The organism is Sulfurospirillum sp. (assembly GCF_036802865.1).
In the GTDB taxonomy this organism is placed as follows: domain Bacteria; phylum Campylobacterota; class Campylobacteria; order Campylobacterales; family Sulfurospirillaceae; genus Sulfurospirillum.
In genome coordinates this window covers 37,724-50,397 of record NZ_DAIRVK010000006.1, presented here as the reverse complement: position 1 = coordinate 50,397, position 12,674 = coordinate 37,724, and the positions used below count along the sequence as shown (strand labels likewise).

Annotated in this window: 12 protein-coding genes and 1 tRNA gene; 9 read left to right on the top strand and 4 right to left on the bottom strand. The window is 37.7% G+C overall.

The genetic code is table 11. From position 1 onward, the window contains the following. Positions 1 to 187 precede the first annotated feature (187 nt). The 6 genes from aspA (V7Q04_RS12170) to V7Q04_RS12145 all read left to right on the top strand — a co-directional run bounded on the left by aspA (V7Q04_RS12170) (position 188) and on the right by V7Q04_RS12145 (position 8,483). The gene (gene aspA / locus V7Q04_RS12170) at positions 188 to 1,618 is read left to right on the top strand and encodes an aspartate ammonia-lyase (protein ID WP_333805434.1); all 1,431 of its coding nucleotides are present in this window, start codon (positions 188 to 190) and stop codon (positions 1,616 to 1,618) included. Positions 1,619 to 1,799: 181 nt separating this feature from the next. Then, positions 1,800 to 3,206 (top strand): aspartate ammonia-lyase, encoded by a 1,407-nt coding sequence (aspA, locus tag V7Q04_RS12165; RefSeq protein ID WP_333805433.1) that lies wholly within the window; start codon positions 1,800 to 1,802, stop codon positions 3,204 to 3,206. 164 nt (positions 3,207 to 3,370) lie between these two features. Next, the gene (locus tag V7Q04_RS12160; RefSeq protein WP_333805432.1) at positions 3,371 to 4,672 is read left to right on the top strand and encodes an anaerobic C4-dicarboxylate transporter; all 1,302 of its coding nucleotides are present in this window, start codon (positions 3,371 to 3,373) and stop codon (positions 4,670 to 4,672) included. A 179-nt stretch (positions 4,673 to 4,851) separates the two neighbouring features. Next, the gene (locus V7Q04_RS12155; RefSeq protein ID WP_333805430.1) at positions 4,852 to 5,904 is read left to right on the top strand and encodes a type II asparaginase; all 1,053 of its coding nucleotides are present in this window, start codon (positions 4,852 to 4,854) and stop codon (positions 5,902 to 5,904) included. An 81-nt stretch (positions 5,905 to 5,985) separates the two neighbouring features. After that, a complete protein-coding gene (locus V7Q04_RS12150) occupies positions 5,986 to 7,839 on the top strand; it encodes a sensor histidine kinase (RefSeq protein WP_333805429.1) in 1,854 nt (617 codons plus the stop codon). Continuing rightward, positions 7,836 to 8,483 carry a response regulator transcription factor gene (locus tag V7Q04_RS12145; RefSeq protein WP_333805428.1) on the top strand — a complete coding sequence of 216 codons (648 nt, stop codon included), beginning with the start codon at positions 7,836 to 7,838 and terminating at the stop codon, positions 8,481 to 8,483. The genes V7Q04_RS12150 and V7Q04_RS12145 overlap by 4 nt, the downstream gene beginning before the upstream one ends. A 3-nt stretch (positions 8,484 to 8,486) precedes the next feature. Here the strand turns inward: V7Q04_RS12145 and V7Q04_RS12140 are convergent, their stop codons facing one another. Then, positions 8,487 to 9,107: a lytic transglycosylase domain-containing protein gene (locus V7Q04_RS12140; protein ID WP_333805427.1), complete on the bottom strand. Its 621-nt coding sequence runs from the start codon at positions 9,105 to 9,107 to the stop codon at positions 8,487 to 8,489. Between the two features lie 97 nt (positions 9,108 to 9,204). Here V7Q04_RS12140 and V7Q04_RS12135 point away from each other — a divergent pair. Beyond that, positions 9,205 to 9,303, top strand: a tRNA-Sec gene (locus tag V7Q04_RS12135). 277 nt (positions 9,304 to 9,580) lie between these two features. On the opposite strand, the gene V7Q04_RS12130 is transcribed toward V7Q04_RS12135, so the two are convergent. Together V7Q04_RS12130 and V7Q04_RS12125 are read right to left on the bottom strand one after the other, a co-directional pair. After that, positions 9,581 to 9,973, bottom strand: a complete 393-nt coding sequence (locus V7Q04_RS12130) for a hypothetical protein (protein ID WP_333805425.1) — start codon at positions 9,971 to 9,973, stop codon at positions 9,581 to 9,583. Between the two features lie 268 nt (positions 9,974 to 10,241). Further along, complete coding sequence (locus V7Q04_RS12125) at positions 10,242 to 10,481, bottom strand: hypothetical protein (protein ID WP_333805424.1); 240 nt, start codon at positions 10,479 to 10,481, stop codon at positions 10,242 to 10,244. 221 nt (positions 10,482 to 10,702) lie between these two features. Between V7Q04_RS12125 and V7Q04_RS12120 the strand changes: the two genes are divergently transcribed. After that, on the top strand, positions 10,703 to 11,782 hold the full coding sequence (locus V7Q04_RS12120) for a Fic family protein (protein ID WP_333805423.1): 1,080 nt from the start codon (positions 10,703 to 10,705) through the stop codon (positions 11,780 to 11,782). Between the two features lie 72 nt (positions 11,783 to 11,854). After that, positions 11,855 to 12,376 (top strand): hypothetical protein, encoded by a 522-nt coding sequence (locus V7Q04_RS12115; protein WP_333805422.1) that lies wholly within the window; start codon positions 11,855 to 11,857, stop codon positions 12,374 to 12,376. Here V7Q04_RS12115 and V7Q04_RS12110 read toward each other — a convergent pair. Continuing rightward, positions 12,373 to 12,603: a hypothetical protein gene (locus V7Q04_RS12110; RefSeq protein WP_333805420.1), complete on the bottom strand. Its 231-nt coding sequence runs from the start codon at positions 12,601 to 12,603 to the stop codon at positions 12,373 to 12,375. The genes V7Q04_RS12115 and V7Q04_RS12110 overlap by 4 nt on opposite strands. Positions 12,604 to 12,674 lie beyond the last annotated feature (71 nt).

Genomic DNA, 12,674 nt, shown 5'->3' with positions numbered 1-12,674 from the left:
ATTGTTACAAATTCATTTCAAGGATGCATACGCATATTAACGATTTTAACGTTGTTTTAAAGCACATTTGTTTTCGTATCCAAAAATTATCTTTGTTTCAAAAGTAATCTTTTCCTCTAAAGATTTTGCAGTGTATATCTATTATAATAGTAATAGAAAAATAGACGTCAATCTAAGGAGCAAAAACGTGTCAACCAGAATCGAACATGACCTTATCGGTGATAAAGAGATCTCTAATGAGTGTTATTATGGTGTTCAAACAGCGCGCGCTGTAGAAAACTTTCACATCACAGGCGTCACACTTGGAAGCTTCCCTACCTTTCTTGAATCCATCGCCAAGGTTAAAAAAGCCGCGGCTCTTGCCAATTACGAGTTGCAACTTCTTGCTGAGACTAAAAAAAATGCCATTGTTGAAGCGTGCGACGCCATCATTGCGGGCAAGTTCCATGATCAGTTTGTAGTCGACATGATCCAAGGAGGTGCAGGAACTTCTACCAATATGAATGCCAATGAAGTCATTGCCAATATTGGATTGGAGATTTTGGGGCATAAAAAAGGTGAATACACATTTCTTCATCCCAACAACGATGTGAACCTTTCACAATCCACCAATGACGCTTACCCAACTGCCCTTCGTGTAGCCCTCTATGAAAAGCTAGGTGAATTGGGCGAATCCATGGGTATCATCAAAAATTCTTTTGCAAAAAAAGCATTAGAATTTAAAGATGTCATCAAGATGGGTCGTACTCAACTCCAAGATGCTGTTCCCATGACGTTAGAGCAAGAATTTCGAACCTACGCCGTTATGATCGGCGAAGACATCCAACGCGTTCATGAAGCAAGGCAGTTGGTACGCGAAATTAACATGGGAGCAACAGCAATTGGAACAGGCATTAACGCGCATCCCGATTATGCCAAGACGGTGGAAGCCAAACTGCAAGAGGTGACGGGTCGTCCTTTCATTACTGCGGGTGATCTTATTGAAGCGACACAAGACACGGGTGCTTACGTGCAAATCTCGGGTGTACTTAAACGTGTTGCGACCAAAATGTCTAAAATCTGCAACGATCTCCGCCTTTTAAGCTCTGGCCCTAGAACAGGCTTTGGCGAGATTAATCTGCCTGCGATGCAACCTGGTAGCTCCATCATGCCTGGAAAAGTAAACCCTGTCATTCCAGAAGTCGTGAACCAAGTCTGTTTTCAAGTCATTGGTACGGACATTGCCGTAACACTTGCGTGTGAAGCAGGACAACTCCAACTCAATGTTTTTGAGCCACTGATCGCCTACAATCTCTTTAACTCTATTAATATGATGAAAAATGCTTTTGAGACACTTGCCTATACCTGTGTCGATGGCATAACGGCTAATCCTGAACGATGTAAGGCGCTGGTACTAAATAGCATTGGGCTGGTCACCGCACTCAATCCATACCTCGGGTATGAAAACTCTACGATCGTTGCCAAAGAGGCTTTGGAGACTGGCGGTTCAGTTTATGACATCGTTTTATCCAAGGGTTTACTGGATAAAGAACAACTGGATGAGATCATTAAGCCTGAAAATATGATACAACCCCATAATTTTGGTCTTTCTGAAAAAAGTAAATTCATTAAACTTTAAGATAGCAGGGGAACTTTCCCCTCTTCTTTGCCTTATATGTAACCTCTCGTATCACTTAATTTTTTACATCTTTTAATTAATTCTCTTACTTCAATATTTTTTAAAATATTTTCAAAAAAGTCATTTTCAAGTCTCTTTAAAGGTTTAAACTTTCATCACCTTTAAATCTTAAGGAGACAAAATGTCAACTAGAATGGAACACGATCTAATCGGTGATAAAGAAATATCTAACGAATGTTATTATGGCGTTCAAACAGCTCGTGCAGCTGAGAACTTCCACATTACTGGAATTACACTTGCAAAATTCCCAACGTTTATTACTTCTCTTGCAAAAGTAAAAAAAGCGGCAGCTTTAGCAAACTATGACCTTGGTCTTTTAGCTGAAAACAAAAAAAATGTGATTTGTGAAGCTTGTGACGAAATCATTGGTGGTCAATACCATGATCAATTTGTTGTTGATATGTTCCAAGGTGGAGCAGGTACATCAACAAACATGAACGCGAACGAAGTTATCGCTAACATCGGACTTGAGAAAATGGGTCACAAAAAAGGTGAATACAAATTCCTTCACCCAAATAACGATGTTAACCTTTCTCAATCAACAAATGATGCTTACCCAACAGCACTTCGTGTAGCTCTTTTTGAGAAATTAGGCGAGCTTACAGTTTCTATGAGCATTATCAAAAATTCATTTGCTAAAAAAGCACTTGAGTTTAAAGATATTATCAAAATGGGTAGAACTCAACTTCAAGATGCTGTTCCTATGACTCTTGAGCAAGAATTCAGAACCTATGCAGTTATGATTGGTGAAGATATCCAACGTGTTATCGAAGCGCAACAATTGATGCGTGAAATGAACCTTGGCGCAACTGCTATTGGTACAGGTATCAACGCTCACCCTGACTATGCAAAAACAGTAGAAGGAAAACTTCAAGAAGTAACAGGTCGTCCATTTGTAACTGCGGGTGATCTTGTTGAAGCAACCCAAGATACAGGTGCTTATGTACAAATCTCTGGTGTTCTTAAACGTGTAGCAACAAAAATGTCAAAAATTTGTAACGATCTTAGACTTTTAAGCTCAGGTCCAAGAACAGGTTTTGGCGAAATTAATCTTCCAGCAATGCAACCAGGTAGCTCAATTATGCCAGGTAAAGTTAACCCAGTTATGCCTGAGGTTGTAAACCAAGTATGTTTCCAAGTTATCGGTACAGACGTTGCGGTTACAATGGCATGTGAAGGTGGTCAACTCCAACTTAACGTATTTGAACCAGTCATTGCATTCAACCTTTTCAACTCTGTTAACATGATGAAAAACGCATTTGAAGCATTGGCAACAACATGTGTTGATGGCATTACTGCAAATCCTGAGAGATGTAAATCATTGGTACTTAACAGTATCGGTCTTGTAACAGCTCTTAATCCATTTATCGGTTATGAGAATTCAACTTCAGTTGCTAAAGAAGCCCTAGAAACAGGCGGTTCTGTATATGACATCGTTCTTGCACGTGGTCTTTTAGCGAAAGCTGAGCTTGATGATATCATCAAACCAGAAAACATGATTAAGCCTCGTACATACGATAAAAAATAGAGTTCTACTGGAACTCTTTACGTAGTTTTTTAGTGTTACCGTGCCACAAGGGAGTCGACAACTTCCTTTCCCACACTACTCCTTCCTTGTGGCACACAATTTCTTTGATCGTTTTTTGATGAGCGATGAAAGAAGTTTATGAAGATATATTAAAAGGAGTTTCCATGTTATGGTTAGAAGTTATCGTCGTTCTTGCCGCCATCTTTTTTGGTGCACGACTAGGTAGTATTGGTATCGGTTATGCTGGAGGTTTAGGTGTTTTAGTTTTAACACTAGGACTTGGTCTTAAATTAGGATCGATTCCTATCGATGTTATTTTGATCATTATGTCTGTTATTGCAGCCATCGGTGCTATGCAAGTTTCTGGTGGACTTGACTATATGGTCAGTATCGCAGAAAAAATCTTGCGTAAAAATCCTAAGCAAATTACGATTCTTGCACCTATCGTAACGTATATTATGACATTCTTAGCAGGAACAGGACATACTGCTTTTGCAACACTCCCTGTTATTGCAGAAGTGGCAAAAGAGCAAGGTATTCGTCCATCTCGTCCTCTAAGTATTGCCGTTGTAGCTTCTCAAATCGCTATTACAGCTTCACCAATTTCTGCGGCAGTTGTTTTTGTGAGCGGTGTTCTAGAAAAACAAGGTATTGGTTATTTAGAACTATTAGCTATTTTAATTCCTTCTTCTTTCCTTGCATGTATCGTTGCAGCATTTGTTGCTAACTTCTTGGGTAAAGAGCTTAAAGACGATGAAGTCTATCAAGACAGACTTGCAAAAGGTCTTATTAAAACAAGAGGCGCTACCAAAGTTGAAATTAAACCAGGTGCAAAACTTTCTGTTGCTATTTTCCTTATCTCTATCGTTGCTGTTGTTATCTATGCAACATTGATTAGTGATAAAGTTGGTGTCATCAAAAACCCTGTCCTTCCTAGAAATGAAGCCATTATGCTCTTTATGTTTGCAGCGGCTACATTAATTTCATTTTTCACTAAAATTGATACTGCGCAAGTTCTTAACTCTGCAACGTTTAAATCAGGTATGAGTGCATGTATTTGTGTACTTGGTGTTGCATGGTTAGGTGATACATTTGTTGCGAACCACATCAAAGAGATCAAAGCATTTGCAGGTGATTTACTTAACGTATATCCATGGTTACTTGCTGTTGTACTTTTCTGTGCAAGTACACTTCTTTATTCACAAGCAGCAACAGCAAAAGCGCTTATTCCAAGTGCTATTTTACTAGGTGTTTCTCCACTTACTGTTGTTGCTTCATTTGCAGCTGTTAGTGCGCTTTTCGTACTTCCAACATACCCAACACTGATTGCAGCAGTTGAGATGGATGATACCGGTTCAACACGTATTGGTAAATATGTCTTTAACCATCCATTTGTTATTCCTGGCGTTATCGCTATCGCTCTTTCTGTTATCTTTGCCTTCGCTATCGGCGGCATGATTCTGTAAAAAAGACCTTACAGGTCTCTTTTGATAACCGGCTTTGGAGTCTCCTCCAAAGCCTCCATTAAAAACCATAGAACTTAAACTTGCCTCATTGAGGTAAAGTGAATTTTGCCTTCTCGCTCGGGGCTTTTAGTCCCGATTTGTTTTACATGTCAAACAACTTTTTATAAGGAGAGTATTGTATGAATTTTTTTAACAAATCTATCGTAGCGTTGGCACTAATTGGTGCTTCTTCTTGTTTGATGGCAAAGCCTACTATTGCCATTTTAGCCACAGGCGGTACCATTGCGGGTGCTGGTACATCTGAGATCAAAAGTTCTTATTCTGCGGGTGCAGTTACTGTTGATAAATTGCTTGCAGCAGTGCCTGCAATCAATGACATTGCAACGGTTAAAGGTGAGCAAATTTCTAGCATTGGTTCTCAAGAGATGAACAACAAAGTTTGGTTGAAATTGGCTAAAAGAGTCAATGAGCTTCTTGCACAATCAGACATTGATGGTGTTGTGATTACTCACGGAACAGACACAATGGAAGAGACTGCTTACTTCCTAGATTTAACAGTTAAAAGCAAAAAACCAGTTGTTCTAGTTGGTGCTATGCGTTCAGGTACTTCTATGAGTGCTGATGGTCCTATGAACCTTTTAAATGCTGTTAATGTTGTTACAAGCAAAGAGACAGCTGGAAAAGGTGTTGTGGTTGTTATGAATGACGAAATCCACAGCGCACGTGAAGTGACTAAAGTGAATACAAGTTCAGTCAATGCATTCGCGTCTCCAAATGCAGGTAAAATCGGTACAGTGTACTATGGTGATGTTAAATACTTAATGCAACCAACACGTAAACACACTGTAAACTCTGAATTCGATATCAGCAAACTAGAAGACCTTCCACGTGTTGACATTTTATTTGCTCACCCAGAAGATACAGACAGTTTAGTAAAAGCTGCAGTTGCTGGCGGTGCTAAAGGTATTATTCACGCTGGTATGGGCAATGGAAATCCATTCCCATCTACAGAAGCTGGTCTTGGCGAAGCGGTTAAAAAAGGTGTTGTAGTCGCTAGAAGTAGTCGTGTACCAACAGGTAGCACAACACTTGAAGGCGAAGTGGATGATAAAAAATTTGGATTTATCGCAGTTGATAGCCTCAATGCACAAAAAGCAAGAGTACTTTTAATGTTAGGTTTAACTAAAACTAACGACAAAGCAGCTCTTCAAAAAATGTTCTTAGAATACTAAGACATTTTCCATCTCTCCTCTTGGGGAGATGGAGCCATTTCAGTTATATGTTATAATATCTATTAAAAAGAGAACACTCCTATGAAGAAGTTTGTGCTATTTTTAATGGTTTTTGTTTTCTTTTCCTCCCCTTCTCTTTTTGCTGCTGACGATAAAAAAATTCTTATTATTAACTCTTACCATAAAGGCTTTCAATGGAGTGATGATGTCCTAGCAGGAATTGAAGAGATTTTTTACAGTCGTACTGACATTACGACCAATATTTTATACATGGATTCTAAGCGCATTAACTCTGATGCGTATTATGCAAAACTTCTCGAGCTTTATAAGCTTCAACTCAAAAATCAAAAATATGACCTCATCATTGCTATTGATAAATTTGCCTATGACTTCCTCATCAAATACTATCATGAGCTTTTTACAACGGAACCTATTGTCTTTACAGGTCTTGAACAATTTGAACTTGAAGAGATTCAACAACAAGGTTTAGAAGATCGTATCTATGGAATCTTGGAAAAGAGGGCTATCCCTGAAACAATTCCTATGATCGCTCATATGATGCCGAACCTCAAAAAACTGTATCTCGTCAACGATGCTAGTGCGAATGGTGATGACAGTGAACCTTTTATTCAGCAAGCAATGGAAGAGTATAAAGATAAATTCCAAATCGAATATATTCGACAATCAACACTTGAAGAACTCGAAGAGCGTTTCTCGACACCTAAGGATGATGAAGCAGTTTTCTTTATACGCTTTTATAACGACAAATATGGCAATCTCTATAAAAACAGCCAAATTGCCAATATGATTGATAAAAGTGCTTTGCCTGTTTTTGTAACGGACACACTTTTCATAGGCAAAGGAGCACTGGGTGGAAAGCTTGTGCCTACGAAAAACATAGGCACAGATACCGGAGAAATGGCGATTAACGTACTAGATAAAAAAATTGACCCCTTACACGTGCAAACAATGATAGAGTATCAATATGAGTTCGATGCTCAAAAAATTAATCAATTTGAACTTTCACCGTATGCTGTCAGTAAAGAATTTGAACTTGTTAATGCCCCTCCAACTTTTTTTGATAAACACCGAAAATTCATTGATGCTGTTTTTTTAATTTCACCTTTTTTGCTCTTTTTGATTGCATGGCTTATTCACAACATTTACATGCGTATTCGTAGTGAAAACGAGCTCAAAGCCATTGAGCTTCAAAAAAACAAACATCAGCAATTTATTATTCAACAATCAAAATTGGCAGAGATTGGTGAAATTTTCTCTTCCATCGCACATCAATGGAAAAATCCACTGGTTGAGATAGCAACCATTACGCAAGAACATTTTTACAACAGTAAAGATGGGAGCAATGAGCAAAATAATCAATACGTACATGACATCATGGTGCAAGTACGTTATATGACCGATACGATCAATGATTTCCAAAAGTTCATTATGCCCTCCACCACTAAAACTGTCTTTGATGTCAGTGAAGCCATTGAAACTATGCTTAAAATCATCAATCACAACATCAAATACAATTACATTGATGTCAAAATTGATATCAGTCATTCAACCAACCTTATAGTAAGTGGTTATAAAAATGAATTTATGCAAACACTACTCAATGTTGTCAATAATGCTAAAGATCAAATTAAAGAGATGCGTGAAACAAAACATATTAAACGTGGTTATATTTTTATTCAAATTTATAACCATGCTAAAAAAGTCATTATTGATATTAAAGATAATGGAGGAGGAATTCCTGCTGAAAAGTTAGCCAATATCTTTGATGCATACTACACCACAAAAGATCATGGTCATGGTATTGGACTTTATATGTCAAAACTGATTATTGAAGATAAAATGGGTGGAAAAATTCAAGCAAGCAATACCCATGAAGGTGCGTGTTTCACTATAACACTAGGAAATGTAACATGAAAATATTAGTTTTAGAAGATAATGAGCGTTTAGCCAATGTCATTAAAAGTGTGCTCATTAAAGAGGGCTATCAGGTTGATCTTTTTATGGATGGAGAGCAAGCATTGGATGCCTTGAACCGAGGTTATCATTGTTTTATTTTAGATATCAATGTCCCGTCTATTGATGGACTCTCCATTTTAGAGACTATCCGTATTTATCACAAAGATATCCCTGCTATCATTATGAGCTCAAACCATGATCTGGAAAAAATCCAAAGCTCCTATGAAATCGGTTGCGATGACTATCTCAAAAAGCCTTTTTTTATTTATGAGTTAGTGCAAAAAGTCAAAAAGCTCTGTCATAAACCCTCTTCAACGATTGCTTTATGGATCGGATACAGTTATGACTATGTCAATCACCGCTTGTTTGACCCCAATAATGAAGAGATAAAACTTGCCAAAAAAGAGGGGATGTTTTTAGACCTTTTCATTAAAGATCGCCACCGTGTCATCACCTTTAATGAGTTAGAAGAATATGTCTGGGAAGGCGAAGAAACGAGCGTTCTCAATATGCGAGCCCTCATTAAGCGCTTGCGTAAAAAACTCCCTGAAGGTGCTATAGAGATGATTAAAGAAGTGGGATACCGCTTAGGTGAACTATAAAACTTACGAAGGGTCGCGGTAGTAGAGTTTGGTTTTGTCTTTTTGATACGAACTGTAGAGTTTTTGAAACTCTTTAAAAACTTTGGCAGAGTAAGGATTGTCATTGATCTTGCCATTGTAAGCATTGATGGCATCTTTGTTATTTTTATGTCTCGCAAAACATGTTGCTAAGATGTAAGCGCCTACTTGGATGTTTATTTTTGGTTCAAACAGATCATACAACGAGATATTGGCTTTATCCAAAAGAGGCTTGTGAATCGAGTTAATCTGCATAATGCCCATGTCAAAACGTGGGTAGTTATTGGTGTAGAGAAAATGCACCACATGACTGGCTTCGTACTTATTTTTGCTTTTAATCGCGATGACTTGGGAGTACTGCTTACTCTCAATCCCTTTTTGTTTTAAAAACAGACTCAAATCTTGTGCTTGTTTGGGAGTCATCTTACTTGCCGTAAAGGCAACCACATAACGGTCAAGATCGCTTTCAACTTTAGCAATAGAATACAAAAGACGTGGCTCAATGCCGTAAATCTGCCCTACTTTCACCCAAATATTTTCACCCTGATTTGCCTGCGCCGCCCATAAAAAAAGAGGAAAAAAAATGAGCATAATGACACGAAACATTTTGACATTCCTCCTTTCTTACAGTTTCTTTCATTATAAGTTAAGCTAACTTTATTCTCTATAAAGCATATCTTAGTTAGAATATTTTTCCTTTTACGGGGGGTATGTGACTCTGGTGTGCACCACGGCCTTCAAAGCCGATTGGGTGGGCGGTTGACCGTTTGCCGGTAGGTTCGATTCCTACACCCTCTCGCCAAGTTGAAATCTGATACACCCGCCAACTTTCAAACAACAAAAAAATATACTACTTGAAATGCCTGATTCCTAAAGATTTACAATTAATAATAGGTCTAAATGAGCTTAGATAAAGAGTAAAACTGAAGCCAATCACCTAGCTATTTCTCATACATGCCAATATTATCAGATCATGGAGAAGGTTCAAGGATTAAATAAAGTCGTCTCAGATGCTCTCACAGAGCTGTTACCACTAGCAAGGCAGTATGATAAGATGTTAGGGTGAGGTAAGGGGCAGACTATTTGTCTGCTTTAGCCTTTACTTCTTGATGAATACTCCCAAAGCTCTTTTGAAATATTTTCCTCTTTTCTTCTTTTTTCTTTGCTTCTATTTTTTCATCCAAAATAACTTCTATCCCCATTTTTAATGTATCAAAATACTTCAAACATTCATTTTCGGTCAGTTCATGGATTCCTTTACTAACAATACTATAATACGTTTTATGTTCGACTAGAGTTTTAGGTAGATAGTTAGACAACAATTCTATTCTTTCATCCATTCTTTTGTGAATAAAGTCATCTTCAGTTATAGCTTTGTCTTCGATAGCTTTATCTCTTGCTTGAAAAATAAAATCTTCAAAAATCCTTCTTAGATAAACAAATGAACCAACACCTACACTATGACTAGCCAAACCTATTGCTTTATGAAACTCTCTTCCTTTATCTTCACCAAGCTCTTTTTTATACTCGTTAAGCTCTGTATTATTTTCTAAATCAAGTATTGTTGGGAATTGTTCTACTTTTTGAATAGTATTATTATAAATAGTAAATGTAAAATATATTCTGTGTTCATGGTTATGAGTACAGTAAAATTCTAATGTATACGTTTTATTTTTAGATAGATATTCTTCTCCATTTTTACGTGTAATGTATGTAGAAAAGTCAATAGGACGGGTACTATTAAGAGGTATATGTTATTAAATCCTTACTTTTTATTCTATCATTTCTAAAAGTTCTATCTTGTTTACATTGTGGGCAGTAGCATTGAATTGCATCATTAAAAAACTCTAAATCTCTTAATCTTATATAATCATTGTCATTTTTTACATTAAATGGAAATTCTTGGTACAAATGAGTTTTTAAGAAAAATGTCTCAGCATCAGGTATCTTACTCTCAACGTCTGTATCTTTTTCAGCCATTTTATAATCCTAAAGTTTTCTTTTGATTATATTCCAAAAATCTTAAGCCTATGGGTAATATTGCAATATGAAATAATAAGCACTTTTGCAACAGATGTTTATGTAAAAAATCAAAAAAATGACCCATTTTCAAAATACTTGGGTAAAATAATGAAAAAATTACCCATGTTTATATGATATGGGTAATTTGATACAAAAATGACGCACATTAAAGGGGTTTCATGGCTGATGAGTACATTCCCGCACTGCTTCCGCTCACCATTGAGTTAGAGACAAAAGCGATTCTTAAAAAAGTCATCACCGCGAATCGTGCCTTAGCCGAACTCAAAGGCGTAGCGAACTCCATCCCCAATCAGCACATCTTAATCAATGCCCTCTCTTTGCAAGAAGCCAAAGACTCTTCGGAGATTGAAAATATCATCACCACGCACGATGAATTGTACCGCGCGAGTGTGAGCAGTGCCGCTATCGCACAACAAGCCAAAGAGGTACAACGTTACCGTGAGGCACTTTATACGGGGTTTTCGTTGATTGGGGAGCATCGTTTATTGCTCAAGAAGCATATCATCGAGATACAAAAAGTGTTAGAGGGCAATGATGCTGGTATGCGTTCACAAAGTGGAACGGTTCTTAAAAATGAACAGAGCGGCGAAGTCGTTTTTATGCCACCACAAAATCCACAAACCATCCATACTCTGATGGATAATTTGGAGCGCTACATCAACACGCCCAAGCTCGATGAGCTTGATGCGCTCATCAAGATGGCGATTGTGCATTATCAGTTTGAGGCGATTCATCCTTTTTACGATGGTAACGGAAGAACGGGGCGCATCGTCAATATCCTTTTTCTAATGCTCAGTGGACTTTTAGAGATACCCATTTTGTATCTTAGCTCTTACATTATCAAAAACAAGTCGGATTATTATCGTCTTTTACGCTCTGTGAGTAGTGATGGAGCATGGCAAGAGTGGGTGATGTATATACTTGAGGGCGTAGAACAAACAGCGCAAAAGAGCATCGTGCTTATCAATGCTATTAATGCAACCATGAAAGAGAGCAAAGAGGTCATTTTAAAAGCCTTGCCAAAACTCTACTCAAAAGAGTTGTTAGAGTTGCTTTTCAAACATCCCTACACCAAAATCAACTTTTTAGTCGAAGAACTTGGCATCACACGCAAAACTGCCGCAAGTTACCTCAAAGCATTGGAAGAGATAGGTATTTTAGCGAGTGAAAGAAAAGGTAGAGAAGTTTATTTTATCAATAAGCGTTTGTTTGAACTGCTTAAAAATAGCCATATTTAAGGACTGTACATAAAAGAGCTACTTACACGCTACAACCTAAAACCTCCGCATGAGCTTGGCAAAGTACTTTATGTGCAATCGCTTGACATTAAAAAGCGTATACGCTCAGAGCTTAGTGTGCGCATTTTTCAACTTCTTTTTTGTACGTTTGGTTTTGCCATTTCTTTGCTGATGCTTTACAGTGGTTGGCAAAAAGAAGCTATAGGGCATGGTCTCATCGGTATTTTATTTTTCCCATTTTTATTTGTGATTATTCTTATAATAAAAGATTTATTGCGTACCACGCTCGTGGTTGTATGCGACAAAGGCATCGCTCGTTATACCATTAATTACACACTGAAAGTTGTTCAAAGTGAGTTTCTATACTTCACAGACGTTACACATTACACAGAAGAAGAAGGGTTTGTTGACCCACACAGCCCTGTGAGCAAAAAAGGTTATTTATACACTACTGCGTGGTTTAATGGCAATGGCAAACGCTTTGATATCCGTCATTTTAGAGAAGATGAGATCGAAGGGTATCATCTTGACAAAGAAGCAGCACAAGAGGCGAAAAAAGCCTTTGAGCTGTTTTGTGCACGAAAATCATTTTAGAGTTTTTTTCGAGCTTGATACACCATTCTACGCCCTATGAGATGAAAAGGAATGCCAAGTCCAAAAATCGTAAAGCTTTGTATCATGCTCAAACGCAATGTGCCGTTGGTTATGGATTGCCATACACCTTCTAACGAAAATTCGATGGGATAAACCAGTGCGAACAGCGCTAAGGCATAAAAAAAGAACCCTACAAGCATGAGACTGTATCCGTAAAATGATTTCATTGGCTAAACTCCTAGGCTGTTTAGTTTCATGACGAATCATACCAATACCTAAGGTATCACGAAGCTTAATG